Genomic DNA, 18,020 nt, shown 5'->3' on the forward strand with positions numbered 1-18,020 from the left:
CCGCAGGCGGCACGGGAACGCAAGATACCTCTTGCACAGCACGCGAGGCGGTGGTATCCTGTGCGGAGAAATATACAAGAACGGGAGGAAACGACATGATCAACATCCTTTGCTTCGGCGATTCCAATACATACGGTTCCAATCCGACGGGCGGACGGCATCCGCGGGAGGTTCGATGGCCCGGCAGGCTGCAGCGGCTGCTGGGCGGGGATTACTACGTGATCGAGGAGGGTATGGGCGGCCGCACGACGGTCTGGGACGACCCGCTGGAACCGAACCGCTCCGGCATCATGGCGCTGCCCATCGTGCTGCAAAGTCATAAACCGCTGGATCTCGTCATCCTCAGCCTGGGCACGAACGATTGTAAAGCGCATTTTGCCGCTTCGCCGCGCGTGATCGCCAAGGGGGTAGAAGCGCTCTGCCGGCTCGTGAGGACGTTCGATTACGGCGTGGGAACACCTGTGCCGCAGATTTTGCTGATCTCCCCAATTCACGCGGGCCCTCAGATCGCGAGCAGCCCCTTTGCGAGCTTCGACGCGAGCGCTTATGAGAAATCGCGCGCGCTCTCGCCCCTGTACGAGCAGGTCGCGCGGCAGTTCGGGTGCCTGTTTCTCGACGGCGCAGCCGTCGCGCGGGCGAGCGACGAAGATCAACTTCACATGGACGCGAAGGGGCATGCGGCCATGGCGGACGCTGTAGCGGAGATCGTCCGCATGTGGGGAATGGCATAAAGAAAGCCCGGGAACCGATCGGTGGACTGCTATAACGGAAGTAGACAAAAAAACAAACCCGGACGTAGAATGGCGCGGCATCAGGCGGCTTTACTCCGAATTTGGAAGGGAGTAAGGCCGTTTTTCACCTCAATGCGTTGGTAGTTGTAGAATCAATAGAATCGCCCGGCCCTCCTATAACGTAATCGCGGGCTGCGGCCGTCTGGGGGCCGGTCTGGCCGACGCGGGCGAGAGGGTGCTTGCCATCGACCGGAACAAGGAATCTTTCAGGCCTATGCGGCGGCGCAGGCGGGGCTGAACCTGCTCATTTCGGAACCGGTTGATTTGATGCTGCTCGATTGGGGACTGCCTGATTTCGACGGTATGGACGTCATCCGAAAGGTGCGCAGGTGGTCGCAGGTGCCTATCCTCGTGGTGAGCGCGATCAGGATCCGGAAAAGGCGTTCGCGCTGGACGCAGGCGCAGACGATTACCTGACCCAGCCCTTTTCCACGACGGAATTGATGCGCGCATCCGCGTGGCCCTGCGCCACCTGCAGCGCCGAGACGGGGGATGCAGGCGTTCTCTGCTGGCGGTAAGCGGGTGCGCATCGACCTGGGCAAGCGTCGGGTCTATCTGTGCGACGTCGAGCTGCACGCGACGCTGAGGAAGTACAGCCTGCTGCCGCTGTCTTCCCGCAACACGGGCAAGGAGTTCACCTCTTCCTACATCATCAGGGAAATCTGGGGCGCGGGCTACGGCAGCGACACGCAGGCGCTGCGCGCGCTGAGGGCGGGCCTGCGGCGCAAGGCCGAGGGAAACCCCGCCAAGCCGCGTTATCTGTTGCGGAGATCGGCGCGGGCTACCGGATCGCGGATCGGTAAGCAGGCGAAGGATTTACATTTTCCTGCGTTTCCTGTACAATAGGGAAAACAAAAACTTGAGGTGCTATTCTTATGAAGCGAATTTTTAGCCTGATTCTTGTGCTTGCGATCGCACTGCCCGCGCTTGCGCTGGCCGAATCCTCCGCGCGGGAGGAGATGATCGACGACATTATCGCGCTGGCGGAGACGAAGTTCGACGAGGCGGGCGGACGCGCACAGCGCGCGCAGTACTCCGGCGACATCTACATCTGTAAAAACTTCACGGTTTATCTCTTCCGGGAGGTGGCCCCGGCTTATCGCATGGAGGAATTCCCGGACACCGAGCTGGTGATCCCCAATAACAACCCCAAGGAGGCCTGCAAGCCCTACGTCTACGGCGTGGAATGGGAGGAAGTGTCGCCGGAAGAGGGGAACCCCTTTTACGAGGCGGCGTCGTTCCGCTACGACAGCGCCCTTTCCAAGGCTGAGAACCGCGAGCTCGCGCGGGAGTTCTTGCGGCAGGTGCAGCGCGGCGATTATTTTCAGATGGCGGCCAACTACTATTACGGCGTGGGCGCGCACAGCATGATCTTCACCGCCGATTACGACCCGCAGACCGATCAGGTGCACTGGACGGATTCCAACATGAAGGGCAAAAAGGTGAATGGCGAGCGCTACGCCTACGTGCAGTTCGACGCGGTAAAAGACATCGACTGGTTCGTCGACGCATTCTGCCGCAAGAATTACGGCGCGACGATCTATCGTCTGCGCGACGACATCGTGCGGGCCCAGTAAGGAAAAGCACAAAATATGAACAGGACGCTCCCCCGAAGCTTGCCATGGGCTTCGGCGGGGCGTCCTCTGGTTATCTCGATATTTTTAATCCGCCGGAAAGGGTGCTGCGCGCCCGCAAAGCCGATCGATCCGCCCGCAGGTTCAGAAAATGTCTTCCCTTCATGCGGCCTCTCCCGCATCGCGCTTTGCCGGCTTTCCACCTGCACTTTGAGAACACGAGATTTACTTTTTCGGCGGTTCTGCAGGCTTTTCGGGCACCAGCAGACGCAGGTTGGCGGCACCTGCCGAGCCGAGGGCTGCGAGCACCTGCAGGAGCACGCGGCGCGTCTCCGGCGGAACGTGGCGCATCGCGCCCAGAATGCCCGTGGCGGTTTCCCCCCAATGCCGCGTAAGATCGCCGAACGTCTCCGCATTCGTGGAGCGAAGGAGCTGGTAGAGCGTGTCGATGAAGACGCGCCGCTCCTCATAGGTACATGCGTTGAGCCAGGCGTGAATGGTGCTGTCTGTGAAGCGGCTGGAACGGTTGACGCCCGCACGGGTGAGAAAGCTCGGCCCGCGCACCTGCCATAAGAAGGGGTTGTGCTGGAAGATGCCCATGCCGGAGCTCTGCACGACGGTGTAGCGGTCGTGGTAACCCATCAGCATGCCGATCACCGAGGATTCCGGAATGTAGGACTCGATGCGCCCGGAAAGCGCGTGATAGCCCACAGCCGCGAGCGTGGCGTCGTCCAGCCCCGGGCCGTCGTCGCTGTAGACCTTGAGGATGCGCACGCGCACCTGCGGCGCGCAATGCGCGCCCGCGTAGAGCGCGAGGTTGCCGCCCTTGGAGTGGCCGCCGACGCGCAGAAAGCCGGGCAGACGCTCCGCCGCGCGGTTCAGATAGGAGACGGCGTCGATCTGCGAGGGCACGGGGCTTTCGAACGACATGTTGAAGTCCTCTTTCCAGCCCACGAGCGTCGCGTCCGTTCCGCGGAAAGCGATAAAGGCTGTGCCGTCGCACAGCTCGAAGGCGACGGCGGCGAACTGCTTTTCAGCAGCTTCGTCCAGGTTTTGCTCAAAGAAGCGGACAGTTACGTCGCGGAAGCGAGCGCTGCCAAGGAGCGCCTGCGCGAGCTCGTAGCGCTGTGCCTCCAGAGAATCACCGCTTTTTTGCGGCACATCCCCAGAAAGCGCGTCGATTACTGCGAAGAGGGGGATGCTCTCCGCAGCCTTCGGCACCTTTTCGAGCTTCAGATGGACGAGCTGCGTGAAGATGATGTTGTCGATGGCGCAAAAGGGCGCTTGAAGGAACGTGAGATCGCCGCGCCAGGCGACGTAATCGAGCATGTTGCTCATACGCGGGCTTCCTTTCAAAATTAAAAGATCAGTTCGCTTCTTCCATGCGCTTCATTTCGTTCAGCGTGCCGATGCCCAGGGGCAGTGCGAGCAGAAGCGTAAACAGGTCCGCAACCGGCTGACTCAGGAGCAGACCCGTCAGACCAAATGCGCGCGGCAGGATGAGGATGACGGGCAGAAAGAAGAGTCCCTGGCGCGCGGCGGCGAGCACGCTCGCACGAAGCGACTTGCCGATAGTTTGCAGCATCATGTTGACCATCGTGATATAGGCGACGAAGGGGAAGAGGATGCATTGCAGCCGCAGGGCGGACTGGCCGATCTGCACCACCGCCGGGTCGCCCTTGCGGAAGATTTCGATGACCTGCGGCGCGAAGAAGATGCCCAGGACGGACATGACGAGCAGAATGACGAACGAAATGCGCAGGCAGAAGAAGAAGGCCTCGCGCACGCGTCCATAAAGCTTTGCGCCGTAGTTGAACCCGCATACCGGCTGAAAGCCCTGTCCGAAGCCGATGACAGCGGACATGGCGAACTGCATCACGCGCGAGACGATGGACATGGCGGCAATCGCGGCGTCGCCGTAGGGGCCGGCGGCCAGGTTGAGCGCGATGGTGGCGATGCTGCCCAGCCCCTGGCGACAAAGGGACGGGAAGCCGCCGCGAAGAATCTCGCGATAGCGGATTTTCGAGGGCTTGAACGCCTTGAAACGGATGGGGATGTTGCAGCCCCGATGCGTGCCCACGAGCAGCAGGCAGAAGCTGACGAACTGGCTGATGATCGTCGCCAGCGCAGCGCCCGCGACGCCCATGTTCAGCCCGAAGATGAGCAGGGGATCGAGCACGACGTTGATGACCGCGCCGGAGGCGATGCCGACCATGGCGTAGGCGGCGCTGCCTTGAAAGCGGAGCTGGTTATTGAGCACGAGAGATGCGATCATGTAGGGCGAGCCGATCAGGATGAAGCGCGCGTAGTCCCGCGCGTAGGGCAGAATCGTGGGCGTCGCCCCCAGCGACTGCACGAGCGGATCCAGAAAGAGCAGGCCCAGCACCATGACGGCAAGGCCTGTGATGAGGGCGGAGAAAAAGCCGGTCGAGGCCATGGCCTCAGCGCCCTCGGTATCCTGCGCCCCCAGACGGCGGGAGATGAAGTTGCCGGAACCATGGCCGAACGTGAAGCCCAGGGCCTGAATGATGGCCATCAGAGAAAAGACGACGCCGACCGCGCCTGTTGCGCTGGTGCCGATGCGCCCAACGAAAAACGTGTCGGCCATGTTGTATAGCGAGGTCACCAGCATGCTGACGATGGTCGGCGCGGCCAGGCGAAGGACGAGCGGCGGGATGCGCTCGGTCGTCATGACAGAGAACTTTTCCTGCGGAGACTGCGGTGCTTTCAAGGGGCAATCCTTCTTCCTTTGCGTTTGAACCTATTATATAGGAAAAATCAAAAAAGCGCAAAGAAGCTGTGAACTTCTTTGCGTAAAAGCACCGGCTCAATTCCCCTCTTGAAAAATCATCCAAGCTTTATCGTTCAGTTCTGCAATAAACTGTTCGATGGTCAGTTGCCCATCGGCAAAGCGGGAGATTACCTGGTCGATCACCTGATCCCTCGCGCTTTCGTTATTGTTTGAGTAAATAGAACGAAGGGGGACCACCATGGCTTGCGCGATGTTCTGGTATATAGAAATACTCTCGGCGGATATATCCCAACTTTCTATCTCGCGCAGTTGATAACGTCTTTTCTCCAGGTCGATTAATGCCGCAATATCTGCTTTTTCATTAGCGTCAGCTGTTTCAAGCTGTTCCTCGAGGTATGCAATTTTTTCCGATGCCGCCGCCTGTTCGGTCTCAAAGCCTGTAGGCCTCAAGGGCGTGTTCAACGTTGCGTTCAATGAATACTTGTTTACATTATCCATGTGTTCTGCATAAAATTCGAGAAACTGAATCGCAGCGTCCCTGTTTTGTGATAAAGGATTTAGTATAAATACATCCATCGTAGCCATGGTCATCCTCGGCTTTCCCTCTGCAAAGGCTGGGGGAGCGATAGATATCACGCGGTCAGAGTCGTTGTATCCGGTTCCATAATACTGATAATAGGTCATCATCAGCGGATTCAGTTCCGGTTCATTTTGCAGGTACTCCTGATGCGCCCATGCTAACGCTACAACATCCCTGAAGTCATCATTGTTAAAGTCAACCGGAGTATCCGTGGTCTCGTGTTGAAGCAAGTATTGCTTCACGATCATTGAAATAATTCCTTTAAATCCAAAACTACATTGCAGCACCGTATAATCTGGATGTTCCTCTGCATACTCTGTTTTCCAGACTTCCGCGATATCAAATAGCTCCTTCCAAGTATCAGGAACATCACCGAGGCCAAATTCATTCCATTTTGTCTCGTTTAGAGTCCAAGTATTTGGCAAGATGGATATGGGGAATGCAACCAATTCGTTATCAAGGTAAAGAACATCCTGAATAAACGGATAAAACTGCTTTGCCAAATCTGTTAGGTGCTTGCTGTCGCTCAGGGGTGCGGCGTAGCCTTTATCTCGAACATCCTGATAAGAACGCCCTGTATTCAATATATAGAGATCTATGGCGCTTTCGCCGGATACCATGGATTTTTGTATGCTATCAAAGTCCGTAGAATCCTGCTCAATAATGAGAGAGATTTCAGGATGCGCTGCGGAGAAAGCAACGGTGACCGTTGGATTCAGTAATCCCATGACTCGAACGGTCGTCTGTTTCATTTCGCCCTTTTGTGAAATATCACGGTTAAATATACTGCCATTGCTCACATATACATACCCGCCTTGATTAGAAAGGTACGCAAAATCGGTAGATGAAGAGAAGTTCAATGGAAGATATGCTTTGGTTTGAGTGGTGTCTTCAGAGAGCACTTCCTTTACTTTTCCGTTATCCCCGGTAAAATAAAGCGTCTTTGTTTCCGCATTCCAAACAAACCCATTCCCCGGTTCGGTGGCCTCATCCCAAAGCTGTTTTGTGTAGCTCTGGATAGAAGCATCGTAGAGCCATATGGTAGATGCACCGGTATCTTTATTCGTCACACGAGCAATAAGCATGCCGTTGTCACCAGGAAATGCAGCGCTAATGTCCGGAGCATTCAGCAGCGCCATTTCCGTTGATTGAAGATCCCAGGCATACAATTCCCGTACAGCGCCAGCCTCGTATGTAAAGCTCTCCAAGACCAAATATAAGGTGTTATCCGATGTCAAACAGCTTATGATCTCCTTTGCCTGCATAACATCCTGATCCGTATAAAGAAACTGTTCCCTGGGAATTACCGCATAGGGAGTCGCTTTTTGTTGGCTGATATGGAAAACCTGTCCGCTATATGGGTGAAGGCCAAAGAGTTGACCGTTCAGCACAAAGATATATCCGATGCCCTTTTCCCAGAGACTGAGCTCGATGGGGGTCTCTGGTTTCACGGAGGAAAGGCCATTTTTTTGATAAAGAGATAAATCCAGCACGGTTTCGAGTTCCTCTGAAATATAGTTCCAGCGGAATACGCCTAAATTGCTAAGAATGTACGCCTTGTCGTCGATTTCGCAGGCACCTCGGATAAAACCTGCTTGTGTATCGGCTACGATCGTACTGTTTGATATTTCACCGTAGCTTATCTTGGGAATGATAAATGCCAAGAAGGCACAGAGCATCAGATAGAATGCTTTTTTCATTAAGTATGCCTCCTGTCGGGAGTAATGACGAACGAATATTTGCTTTTCGGTTTACCACGTGATGATTTCGGGACATCTTGACCGTAAAGGATCCTTGCTTTCGGGATTCAGGAGAATACCCGTTTGCGCATTGATGATTATGGGTTTATAATACGAAGTTTCGAAAAAAGGCTCATTTGTCTGAAACTCATTCATTTCTGTCTTTGCATCCTTATAATATTCACACCACGCCACCCAGCAGGGAAGCAGCACGAAAGAGTTGTTTAGGTCATCAGGATTATCGAAAACCACGTACGCCAGTTGAACTTTGTAAACGTTCCGAACGTTTCCCTTTTTTATTAAATCTACAATGTTCGGCTTTATTTCTGAAAACGGCAGCAATGGAATATCCTCATGCAGCAGCTCCTTTTCCCTTATAAGCTTACAGTTGAGCGTATAAGCATCCTCAGCAACAATCGTAGCGCGGGTTTCATAATCGACGCTAAATAAAATTTCTCCATCGGTTTCGTTATTGACACTGGCCCGGAAGGTCCGGTGCGCACTTGTAATCTGCGGGATTCCATGAAAAAGCTGCTTGCACATCATGAGATATCCGCCCATATCTCGAATGGGTTTTCCCGTCTTTTTATCAAGGTACCTGTCTTCTAAGGCAATATCCTTTACCATCAAGTCTATGTCAGGGAAAACGTCGTGAAAATGCCTGTTCACAATATCAAACGCGTCTTCAAGGGTCAGCGGGTTGTTGTCAGCATAGGCCTTTGACCAATCATACTCCGTGAATGCCCGCCGAGGCCAAGTGACCGTCAGCATAGTCTCACCGGCTTTTTCGTTGAGCCGGTAGGGTAATTTGTACTCCAACACGGTAGACCATTCATCTGATCTGAAGTCATGTCCATTAATCGGGTTGTCGTCCTTTACGTTTAAATACTTTTCCTTGAGTTCGCGTTGGCGTTGTTCAGGCAGTGGAGGCATCTCCTCTACAAGAATCACCGGGGCCTTATCAACTGCGGGCACTTCGATTTCAAGATCTACTTGTATTGTCCTTCCGTAAGCCTGATAAATGTCATGCCAGCCATCAGCGCAAAGATCACCTAGCTGAGAGATATTATACCGTTCTGTGTCCGCGTAAGTAGTTGAGCACAGTAAAGCGAGGATGACCGATAAAAAAACAGTAATCGACTGCTTTAATTTTATACTCATATTTCCCTCCATAAGGCGCAGGGCAGAGCCCTGCGCTCTGAGCGTAAGGGTCATGTTTTGGGTGATTCCACTGTCCTGCAGAGGAATGTTTTCGCTTGGCGTACACCAACCGGTTACTTTAAGTTTTCCGCTGCCGTACACCTGAAAACGGTTGCTGCATTGTTCTCCTTCTCTATTCCTGGTTGGTTGAACGGGTTAGAAGCGGAGTTACTGCCATCGAGCCACAGGAATCCCTCCTCGTTTAGGCGATCTATCAGCGCGCCAATTTTTTGTACAATGAAGCCGCCCAAGAAGATGGCATGAAAAGACAAGATAAAAGCATTCGGCCTGGATTCTAACACAGGCTTTTCCAAAGCACGCCCGCATAGTGGACGGAACGACGCAATAAACAGGTATGAAACCAGATGATACTTAGAGCAGGAATCCGCGATTAAATAGGGATGCCTTCAATTACTTTCTTGATACTTGACTCCTTCGTGTTCACGAAACAAAAGGTTTTTACATAATTGTGAGCTGCGTTTATAAAGCAGATGAATACTTCATCTTCGTCCTCAAAAAGTGCTGTCGTTTGGAAGGCTTTGTTATTGTTACAATTTAATTATACCATTATATTGCTAAAAATGGTTATAAATATCAAGATTTTGTTAAATGCCCTCCGCGTTTAAGACGATAAAATGAGGTGCGCATTCCCAGGACAGGTCGGACTCGATGCAGCCATACTGTTAAAATCTTAGCAAAAAGTTTCTGAAACGATTGCGAATCAGCGCGTTTTCGTGTATAATAACCCGCACACTGAAACGGAGGGCGCAAAAGGTTGCCTTTACTTTTCGCATTTCGTATCGTATAATATGTGTACATACCAAAGGCCAGGAGAGGTAAGAAGATGTTTAATATCGGATTGTCCGAGCTGATCCTGATCCTGCTGATTGCGTTCATCGTCGTGGGGCCCAAGGATTTGCCGAAGGTCGCGCGTGCGTTGGGCCGGTTTGTGAAGTACATCCGGTCGTTTATTCAGGAGGTGAAGGAAGAAACAGGCCTCCTGGAGGTGACGGAAGAGCTGAAGGAAACCGAGAAGGACATTAAGGATACGATGCGCCAGGCGGATGTGTCCGCAGACCTTCGCGAAGTTAAGCAGGATCTGAACAAGGATATAAGGCAGATCAAAAAGGACATCAAAAAGAAGTAATTCGGGGAGGGCATTTTCATGAGACTTGGAACGACGGAGATTATTCTGATTCTGGTGCTGGCGCTGGTGCTGTTCGGCGGCGGCAAGCTCGCGGGCGTCGGCAAGGCGCTGGGGCAGAGCATCAAGGACTTCAAGAAGGAAGTCAAGGACGACGACGCCAAGAAGGAAGACGAAAAGAAGGACGAAGAGAAGAAGGACGAGCCGCAGGCGTAAGCCGCGGCCCTTTTATCGGAGTGAAGCATGCAGGAAACGAATGGAACGAATGAAAACAAGGAAATTACTGAAAGCAAGCAGCCGATTCTGACGCATCTGCTGGCGCTTCGCAAGACGTTGGTGATCAGCTTTGGCGCGATTGCCGTCGCTTTTGTCGTGGTGTTTTACCTGTTTTGCACGCCGCTGATGGATTTTATTACCCGCCCAATCGTCGAGCGGGGAGTCGAAATCATCTATACCGCTGTGTCCGAGGCGCTGGTGACGCAGTTTAAGGTGTCGCTTATCGCTGCGGTGGTGGTGGCCTGTCCGGTCATTTTCTGGCAGATCTGGGAGTTTGTGAAGCCTGCGCTGTATCCAAACGAGAAGCGCCTGTTTAAGAGCTTGTTTTTTCTCGCGCTGCTGCTCTTTCTGATGGGCGTGCTCTTCTGCTACAATGCGGTCTATATGCTGGCGATTGACTTTTTCCTCGTCGCCGGTGAAAATCTGGCGACGCCGCTGCTCTCGATCGACAAGTACGTCAGCTTCCTGTTCGCATTTATCCTGCCGTTTGGGCTTGTCTTTGAACTGCCCGTCGCCATCTACATGATGACGCGCGTCGGCTGGGTGAATTACGCGAAGCTGAAGAAAGCGCGCAAGTATGTTGTCTTGGGCATCTTCGTGCTCGCCGCGGTTTTGACGCCGCCTGACATCGTATCACAGGTGATGCTGGGCTTGCCGATGCTGCTGCTCTTCGAGGTTGGCGTGCAGGTATCCCGTGTCGTCAAACCCAGGGAACGTTCATAAATAGCAAAAACCGCCGCGCGGCCGGTGCAGAGGCGTTGCCTCCTGCACCGAATCGCACGGCGGTTTTTCATGGCGCAATGCAGTCTGTGACAGTCAGGGAAGCGGGCATCGCCAGCTTTCATTTTGCCAGGATTCCCGCAAGGACGGACTGTGCCTGCACGAAAAGGTCGTCCCGGTTTTCCGGGGTGACGGTCAGGCAGCACACGTCGGGCCGCGATAAAATCGCCTGCTTCAACGGATACTCTCCTTTTTGCAGCACGCCAAGCACCGGCTTGCCGCAGTCGAAGCAGGAGAGCACCGCTTCTTCAAAGCGCTTCGCGTCGCGCTCAAGCTTGCCGAGCTCGTCCATCAGGATGACAGGCTGCTCGCCGCGCCTGGCGGCGTGCAGCGAGGCGGCGCCGATCTCTTCAAAGACGGGCAGCACGGGAATGCTGCGCTTTTGCGCGAGCCTGAGAGAACAGGGACAGTCGTTTTGATAGGGGGCGATCGGGGAAAAGCTGTGGAAAAGATAGCCGCGCCGCTCGCCGTCCATCTGCCACAGGCGCGTCTCGTAGCCCGCGGGGAGGAGGGAAAAGCCGCTCAGCAGACGGCGAAGCAGGGTGGACTTTCCAACCTGCTTTTCTCCGGTGAGAAAGAGATGGCGTATCATCGCAATCACCTGCGCATCGTCCGCCGGAAGTTGGCGCGCGTCTTCCAGTAGCTGGATTCCCTGCGAATGGTGGAAAGCAGATCTCCGCCGAAGAAGAGGATGACGTTGAGCAACGAAAAGACGATGGACGCACGCTCGCTCCAGGGGCCCACGATCAGGTTCCAGGCGTAGAAGAGCACGTCCAGCAGCGCCAGGTACTTGACCTTGACCGGCAGGAAAAAGAAGACCATCAGTTCGAAGTTGGGGTAAACGGCCGCAAACGCCAAAAAGAGGGAAAGGTTCAGGTAGGTATTTGTCGCGCCGCCTGTGAGCGCGGCGGCAAGAATGTTGCCGAGGATGCCCACGAAGTAAAACATGTTGAAGCGCGCCGTACCCCAGTGATTTTCGAGCGCGCTGCCGATCATCCAATAGAAGTAAAGGCTGAAGATGATCCAGAAGAGCGAGGTGTTCGGGGGCAGCAGCACGAAGGTCACAAGCCGCCAGATCTGCCCGCGCAGGACGAGCCCCATATTCAGGCTGAGATGCGACGACAGGTGCAGGCTCGGCAGCAGAAAGTCCGCGAGGTACACGATCAGCATGCCGCCTACGATGTAGTTCATCAGGTTGCGAATGGAGTGACGTCGAAACCAACGCTCCATTGAGGTAAATACTTTATTCATCCGCAGGATCCTTTCGTCTGTTCTGTTTCAAAAGCTTATCGCAACCGTCATGCGCCTGTCAAGGCCTTCCGCCTGAAATCCGCCGCAAGGCGTGCGATCTGTCCATTTTTCTTACCAAGCGAGCACCGTGCCTTCAGGATTTCCATCTGAGAAGACGAGCACCTGCCCGTAACCGCTGAAACCGCCTACATCGAACAGTTCCACCCCCGAGAAACACTCGCCATGGCAGCACAGCACCACATAGCGCTCCCCGGCGCAGCAAATCTCGACTGCCTCTGCAAGCGCATCGGGAACGGGAGAGGGGATACGAAGACGCGCGATGGAAAGCTTTTTCACCCGCGGCGCTTCACTTCCCACGGAGCCTACGCAGAGCATCGAACCGAAGCCCTCGAAGGCACGCGACACGGTAAGCAGCGCTCCTTCCTCCAGACGGTTGTATTCCCGCGAACAGGGAAACGTGCCGAGGGACAGAGCTCCGCCGCCGGGGAACTGCAGCGCGGCCTGCGCGCGGCGTCCCCGATAGTGCACGACGCCGTCCTCTAGCGACACGATGCCGTCGGGATTAAAGTGGAAGCGCTGCTCCGCCGCGTGGCGGCCGGGCGCATGGAAAGCGTCGAAGAGCACGAATAGCCCGGCGCGCAGGAAGACGACTTTGCGCGAGACGAACGCGCCGGGATAGCCCAGATGCGCGCCGCTGACGTAATCCGCTAGCGGCGTAAATTTGTGCTGTCCCTTGACGCTTGGCGCAATGCGACCGTATTCCCAGGTCGCGGTGCATTCGGTGAAGGGCTGACCGTCGAGCAGCGTGACGTTGTGCCCGGCGGGCGACTTGAGCGAAAGACGAAGCGGCGAATCGACATACGTGTACCGGCCCGCGTCGATCAGGATGTCCTCCCCGTCCGCGCTAAGGCTGACGTGCAGCGTATCCGCGTGGCCGTGGCCGCTGCCCATGCTGCCGCAGTGAAAGCGTAGATTGACAGCGTCTGCGCCCAGGCCGCTTCGCAGCATGTAGTTGCCGCTGTCGGGCAGTGCGTCGCTGGGATGCACGGCGGGGAGCGGCGATAAAGCGTTCAGCTCCTGCTGCGCCTGCGCTCCCAGGTTCCAGATCGCCTCCGCCGGAAGCCTGCCGCCCGCGCGGGCGCGCAGCTGGCCGTCGCTGAAGAGCAGCGCCGCTTCGCAGAGCAGATCGCGCGCGTCCGTGTCGTCGGAATCCGACTGGCAGGGAATCCGGCCGTCGCTCTTCACCCAGGCGGAAAGCGCGCGCGCCATCGCGTGCACGCGCTCTTCCAGCACCTCGGGCACCGCAATGCCGTTTCTCCGGGCGATGAGCACGCTGTCCATCGCGCAGTGCAGAACCTCACAGTGGTACATAGGGCTCTGCTCCCAGTGCGTGCCGTCGTCCATCACCTGCAGGGAGAGCTCGGCGCTCAGGCGGCGAAGCGCGGTCTGTACGTACGTTTCGTTCCCGAGGTAGATGCCCGCGAGCAGCAGGCCGTGATCCTGCAGGACGCCCCAGTTGCTCAGGCGCTGAAAGACGCCGCTTGCGCGCAGGAGGTATTCGCCGTGCGCGGCGAGAAAAGCGGCGATTCTGTCCGTCAGCGCGGGAGTGAGCGCGGCGCTGCCCGAAAAGAGCTCCAGCGCCTTGAGGTAGCTTTCGCATCGGATGCCCGCCTCGATGGCGCGCCAGGTCGTCTGTTCGCTTTCAGGCGTGAGGGGCACGCGATCCATGAAGTCCAGGGCCAACCGTGCGAACTGCTCCGCATAGCGCGGATCGCCGGAAAGACGGTATGCACGTCCCAGAGTCACCTGAAACGTATGGCGCGAAAAGGCGTAAACCCACTCCGGGTCGCCGGCGGGAACGCGATTCCAGACGATCCCCTCCGGGAACGAAACGGGTTCGTGCGTGCGTTCCATCTCCCAATGGCCCCGGAACGTAAACGTGTTTTGACAGATTTCGTCCGCGAGAGCCAGGGTATCCCGCGCTTCCTTGGGATAACCGCGGGCGTAGAAACGCGCCGCTGCGTCGGGGTTCGTTAGCCAGCCTGTCATCTTTTCCATGGAGGACGCTCCTTTGTGTAGTGTGTGCAGGGCGAGGACTTGATATGCTCAGTTCTTCGCGGACGTAGGAAAAACCTGCCTTCCGGAAGATTTCATCCGGCGGATGAATTGCTTTTTTATCCGGCCTTTGTTACAATAAGGAAAGATTGAAATAGGAACGGTGCAGCGAGGCATGATTCAGCAGGATACGAAGGGCAGGGGCGAAAGGCGCGGAAAATGCGCGCTCTGGTTGTGCACCCTTTTTTTGCTTAGCTGTTTCGCGCTTGCCGCCGTTGCCGCGCTCTATCCCGAGGTATCCGACGACGGCGTCTACGCCAAGGGCGGCGTCACGCTGAACGCAGGGAACGCCTCGGAAGGTTACGTGATGATCAAACGCGAAAGCGAAAAAGAGCAGCGAGTGCGCATCGGGCAGGGGAAGAAGACGTTCACCTATCACCTGCGCAGCGACGGGGAATATGAGGTCTTTCCGCTTCAGCTGGGCAGCGGCAAATACGACATCCGCGTCTACGAGCAGGTGAAGGGCACGCAGTACGCGCAGGTCTATTCTAAGACGTTGAGCGCCAAGATGGAGGACGAAAACAAAACATTCCTGTATCCCAATCAATACGTGTGGTATACGCCGCAATCCAAGGCGGTGGCGCTGGCCGAGCAGGTTTGCGAAGGCGCCTCGACGGATAGCGAAAAGCTGACGGCGGTTTACACCTACATCACCAAACACGTGTCGTACGACTACATCAAAATGGCGACGGTGCAGCCTGGATACATGCCGGATGTGGACGCTACCATCGACACGGGAACGGGCATCTGCTTCGACATCGCCTCGCTCATGGCCGCGATGCTGCGCGCCGAAGGCGTGCCTACACAGATCGCCATCGGAAGCGTTCAGGGCATGGCGCATGCCTGGAACCGCGTCTATCTGGACGGCAAATGGAGCATCGTAGACGCGACGCTCGTGGCGATGAACTACACCAAGAAGATGACGGGGTCGGACTATAAAATGGATCGGTATTACTGATCGAGAAGGAAAGGCCGGGAATTGACATGGCAAAGAACAAGCGCCTCAAGCAGCTTTCCGCGCAGGATATTTCGTTGTTTTGCGATCAGATCGCCCTGGTGCTGCACGCGGGTATCGCGCTGTACGACGCGATGAGCATGCTGCGCGAGAGCTATGCTGGCACGGCGATGGAGAACAAAATCGATGCGATTGACGAGCGCATCCGCGAAACCGGTTCATTGTACGAGGCAATGGAAAGCGCGGGCTGTTTCCCCTCTTACGCCGTGTACATGGTGCGCATCGGGGAGCGTTCCGGCAACCTGGAGTCGATCATGACCGCGCTGTCGGACTATTACGCCTGGGAGGATAAGGTGCGCGGCGCGGTGCGCAACGCGGTCTTTTATCCGGCGATGCTCATCGCCATGATGGCGGCGGTCATCGTCGTGCTCATCACCAGCGTATTTCCGGTCTTCACGCAGGTGTATGAAAGTCTGGGCGTCGGGCTGTCGCGTTCCTCTCAGATGGTGGTGGGGTTGTCTCTGGGGTTTGGCCGCGGCGTGCTGATCGTGGCGGTGCTGCTGGTGGCGGCAATCGCCGCCGTTGCACTGCTGATGCGCTCGAACCGGCGCGCGCATGTCGCAGATGTGCTGATGCGCGCGTTCCCGCCGGTGCGCCGCGCGCTGGACAAGATCGAAAGCGGGCGCATTGCGCTCGCGCTCTCGATGCTGATGACCGGCGGATACCCGCTGGAGGAGGCGCTTTCAATGGTGCAGGACGTGCTCACCGATTCCACGGCGCGGGAGAAGGTTCGCCGCTGCTGCGAATTGATGGAGGGGGGCGCTTCCTTCGCGCAGGCGATGGAGGAAGCGAGGCTCTTCGAGCCGATGTACGTGCAGATGTGCCGCGTCGGTTTTGCAGCCGGACAAATCGACACCGTGATGAAGCGCCTGGCGGAAATCTACGACGAAGAGACGGACGCCGAAATCAGGCGTCTCGTCTCCTACATCGAGCCCGTGCTCGTCGCGGTGCTTTCCATCGTGGTGGGCGCGATTCTGTTGTCCGTCATGCTGCCTTTAATGAGCCTGATGTCCTCCATGATTTGAAACGAGGGAAGCGCGGATGAAAAGAGCAAAGAGGGGTAAACGCGGTTTGATCGTGACGGCAGCCGTCTGCGTGCTGAGCACCGCCGCGTTTGCGCTCGGCATATCCGGCGTCTCGGGCAGCGTAGGGGCGCAGCAGACGCAAATGCTGCAGCGCGCCATCGAGCGCGCGGTCGTCACCTGTTATGCCATCGAGGGGCAATACCCCCCGACGCTCGACTACATACGGGAAAATTATGGCGTCGTAATCGACGAAACGCGCTTTGACGTCTACTACGACGCGTTCGCTCAAAACGTCATGCCTTCCGTGAGCGTGACGCGAAGGGAGGATGCGCCGTGAGAAACAGAAGGACGCAGGCGGAGGGAAAGCATATCTTCGGCGAGCTGTTCGTCTTTCTGCTGCTGGGGATGTTTGCTGTCTTTTCAATGATGACGGTCGTCGTCGGGGCCAACGTGTACCGTTCGGTGGTAGAAGATACGGCGCTCGAGGGGCAGGCGGCGATTCCGCTCTCCTATCTGGCAAACAAGATTCGCGGTATGGACAGGAGGGGCGCGGTCGGCGTCGAGACAAACGAAAAAGTCGGCACGGTGCTCGTGCTGCGCGAGCCTTACGAGGGCGATATGCTGCAGACCAGCATCTTCGCGATGGACGGGGCGCTTTGGGAACAGTTTGGCTACGCGGAGGACGGTTTTGACCCGGAGCTTGCGGAGCGGCTGATAGACGTGGCGTCGTTTGACGCGGAGAGGACGGGCAGTCAGGTCAGACTGTCGGTCTGCATGGCGAACGGTGACGCGGAGAGCCTGCATGTAACGCTGCGAAGCGAGCGCTGAGGGCGGGGCCGGATAAAAGAAAAGGGAGGTGGGCGTGTGGACGAAAACAAAAACAAGGTGCTGCTGATGGAAATCATCGTTGTGCTGCTGTTCTTTTCCGTCTCCGCAGTGACGACGCTGCAGCTTTTTGCGCGGGCGTCCATGATTGCCCACAGGAGCGGCGCGGAAGCCCGGGCGCTCATCCGCTGTGAAGACCTGGCGGAGCGGCTCAAAGCCTGCGAGGATCCGATGGAGCTGCTCGACGAGGACGGAAGCTGGCAGGCGGTCGAGCGGACGCCGGACAGCTTTTCCGCCCGAATGGCGCTGAACAGTCGCATGGAGCCCGCGCAGGAGGGAGAAGTTTCCTATTATATTGCCGTGTCCGGGATGCGTGAGCGGGAAGCAGGCGGCGCGCTGTGGGAAATGCGCGTCGCAGCGCTGGACGCACAGGAGGAAAAGAAGATCGAGCTGCCGGTTGTCCGCTACGACGGAAAAGAGGAGGCGCGGCCATGAGGGACACGCAGGAGTATCGCGTCGGAACCGGGGCGTCGCTCATGCTCATGATCGTCGTCGTTTTGATGCTGGCGGTGATGGGAATGCTGGCTTTGTCCGCGGCGCAGGCGGGCAGGCGGCAGACGGATCAGAACATCCGAACCATAACCGACACGTATGTGGCGGATGCGGCGGCGGAGCGCGCGCTTTCCCGGATAGACGCGCTGCGGCAAAATGCGCCGGATAGAAAGGCGTTTCGGGACCAGGTGCTCGAAATGCAGGCAGAGGACTTTGAAGCCTCCTGGCTATCGGAAGACGAGCTGGAAATCACGGTTGAGATCGATGAACGGCGGCAGCTGCGGGCGACCCTTCGCATGGGCCAGGAAGCGATCGAGGTAGAAGCCTGGCGGGTGGAGCGGACGGATGTCTGGGAGACGGAGGACGGCCTGGAGCTCTTTGACGGCGCAGCGTTTTGAGGA

20 protein-coding genes are annotated in these 18,020 nt (G+C 56.6%); 13 read left to right on the forward strand and 7 right to left on the reverse strand.

All coding sequences use genetic code 11. The features are described from left to right. Nucleotides 1-95: 95 nt before the first annotated feature. The 4 genes from C1725_RS06815 to C1725_RS06825 all read left to right on the forward strand — a co-directional run bounded on the left by C1725_RS06815 (nt 96) and on the right by C1725_RS06825 (nt 2,368). Nucleotides 96-731: a GDSL-type esterase/lipase family protein gene (locus tag C1725_RS06815; protein ID WP_102410897.1), complete on the forward strand. Its 636-nt coding sequence runs from the start codon at nt 96-98 to the stop codon at nt 729-731. A 327-nt stretch (nt 732-1,058) separates the two neighbouring features. Then, nucleotides 1,059-1,208, forward strand: a complete 150-nt coding sequence (locus C1725_RS19250) for a response regulator (RefSeq protein WP_346026873.1) — start codon at nt 1,059-1,061, stop codon at nt 1,206-1,208. Between the two features lie 75 nt (nt 1,209-1,283). Further along, nucleotides 1,284-1,637 carry a response regulator transcription factor KdpE gene (locus C1725_RS19255; RefSeq protein WP_346026426.1) on the forward strand — a complete coding sequence of 118 codons (354 nt, stop codon included), beginning with the start codon at nt 1,284-1,286 and terminating at the stop codon, nt 1,635-1,637. A gap of 29 nt (nt 1,638-1,666) precedes the next feature. Continuing rightward, nucleotides 1,667-2,368, forward strand: a complete 702-nt coding sequence (locus C1725_RS06825; protein ID WP_102410898.1) for a hypothetical protein — start codon at nt 1,667-1,669, stop codon at nt 2,366-2,368. 222 nt (nt 2,369-2,590) lie between these two features. On the opposite strand, the gene C1725_RS06830 is transcribed toward C1725_RS06825, so the two are convergent. The 4 genes from C1725_RS06830 to C1725_RS06845 form a co-directional block, all read right to left on the reverse strand. Beyond that, entirely contained in the window at nt 2,591-3,703 is a 1,113-nt protein-coding gene (locus C1725_RS06830) for an Mbeg1-like protein (RefSeq protein WP_102410899.1), read from the reverse strand. A 28-nt stretch (nt 3,704-3,731) separates the two neighbouring features. Next, on the reverse strand, nt 3,732-5,096 hold the full coding sequence (locus C1725_RS06835; protein ID WP_346026427.1) for an MATE family efflux transporter: 1,365 nt from the start codon (nt 5,094-5,096) through the stop codon (nt 3,732-3,734). Between the two features lie 96 nt (nt 5,097-5,192). After that, nucleotides 5,193-7,397, reverse strand: coding sequence for an extracellular solute-binding protein (locus C1725_RS06840; protein WP_102410900.1), 2,205 nt, complete (start codon nt 7,395-7,397; stop codon nt 5,193-5,195). A 51-nt stretch (nt 7,398-7,448) separates the two neighbouring features. Beyond that, nucleotides 7,449-8,597, reverse strand: coding sequence for a hypothetical protein (locus C1725_RS06845; RefSeq protein WP_102410901.1), 1,149 nt, complete (start codon nt 8,595-8,597; stop codon nt 7,449-7,451). A gap of 883 nt (nt 8,598-9,480) precedes the next feature. On the opposite strand from C1725_RS06845, the gene C1725_RS06855 reads away from it, so the two are divergent. From C1725_RS06855 to tatC, 3 genes are read left to right on the forward strand one after another with little or no spacing between them, the layout of a single operon-like run. Then, entirely contained in the window at nt 9,481-9,783 is a 303-nt protein-coding gene (locus C1725_RS06855) for a twin-arginine translocase TatA/TatE family subunit (RefSeq protein WP_102410903.1), read from the forward strand. Nucleotides 9,784-9,801: 18 nt separating this feature from the next. After that, complete coding sequence (gene tatA, locus C1725_RS06860; RefSeq protein ID WP_102410904.1) at nt 9,802-9,996, forward strand: twin-arginine translocase TatA/TatE family subunit; 195 nt, start codon at nt 9,802-9,804, stop codon at nt 9,994-9,996. Between the two features lie 27 nt (nt 9,997-10,023). Continuing rightward, entirely contained in the window at nt 10,024-10,779 is a 756-nt protein-coding gene (gene tatC / locus C1725_RS06865) for a twin-arginine translocase subunit TatC (RefSeq protein ID WP_102410905.1), read from the forward strand. Nucleotides 10,780-10,897: 118 nt separating this feature from the next. Here tatC and C1725_RS06870 read toward each other — a convergent pair whose 3' ends face one another. The 3 genes from C1725_RS06870 to C1725_RS06880 form a co-directional block, all read right to left on the reverse strand. After that, entirely contained in the window at nt 10,898-11,428 is a 531-nt protein-coding gene (locus C1725_RS06870; protein ID WP_346026874.1) for a nucleoside-triphosphatase, read from the reverse strand. 5 nt (nt 11,429-11,433) lie between these two features. Further along, nucleotides 11,434-12,087, reverse strand: a complete 654-nt coding sequence (locus C1725_RS06875) for a rhomboid family intramembrane serine protease (RefSeq protein WP_102410907.1) — start codon at nt 12,085-12,087, stop codon at nt 11,434-11,436. Between the two features lie 111 nt (nt 12,088-12,198). Further along, complete coding sequence (locus C1725_RS06880; protein WP_102410908.1) at nt 12,199-14,145, reverse strand: heparinase II/III family protein; 1,947 nt, start codon at nt 14,143-14,145, stop codon at nt 12,199-12,201. A gap of 172 nt (nt 14,146-14,317) precedes the next feature. Between C1725_RS06880 and C1725_RS06885 the strand changes: the two genes are divergently transcribed. From C1725_RS06885 to C1725_RS06910, 6 genes are read left to right on the forward strand one after another with little or no spacing between them, the layout of a single operon-like run. Continuing rightward, entirely contained in the window at nt 14,318-15,160 is an 843-nt protein-coding gene (locus C1725_RS06885; protein WP_102410909.1) for a transglutaminase domain-containing protein, read from the forward strand. A 26-nt stretch (nt 15,161-15,186) separates the two neighbouring features. After that, nucleotides 15,187-16,242: a type II secretion system F family protein gene (locus C1725_RS06890; protein ID WP_102410910.1), complete on the forward strand. Its 1,056-nt coding sequence runs from the start codon at nt 15,187-15,189 to the stop codon at nt 16,240-16,242. Nucleotides 16,243-16,258: 16 nt separating this feature from the next. Then, a complete protein-coding gene (locus tag C1725_RS06895; RefSeq protein WP_146009179.1) occupies nt 16,259-16,579 on the forward strand; it encodes a hypothetical protein in 321 nt (106 codons plus the stop codon). Continuing rightward, complete coding sequence (locus tag C1725_RS06900) at nt 16,576-17,070, forward strand: DUF4860 domain-containing protein (RefSeq protein ID WP_102410912.1); 495 nt, start codon at nt 16,576-16,578, stop codon at nt 17,068-17,070. The genes C1725_RS06895 and C1725_RS06900 overlap by 4 nt, the downstream gene beginning before the upstream one ends. A gap of 36 nt (nt 17,071-17,106) precedes the next feature. Further along, nucleotides 17,107-17,562 (forward strand): hypothetical protein, encoded by a 456-nt coding sequence (locus C1725_RS06905; protein WP_102410913.1) that lies wholly within the window; start codon nt 17,107-17,109, stop codon nt 17,560-17,562. Then, nucleotides 17,559-18,017: a hypothetical protein gene (locus C1725_RS06910; RefSeq protein WP_102410914.1), complete on the forward strand. Its 459-nt coding sequence runs from the start codon at nt 17,559-17,561 to the stop codon at nt 18,015-18,017. The genes C1725_RS06905 and C1725_RS06910 overlap by 4 nt, the downstream gene beginning before the upstream one ends. Nucleotides 18,018-18,020: the final 3 nt, after the last annotated feature.

The organism is Beduinella massiliensis (genome assembly GCF_900199405.1).
In the GTDB taxonomy this organism is placed as follows: Bacteria; Bacillota; Clostridia; order Christensenellales; family Aristaeellaceae; genus Beduinella; species Beduinella massiliensis.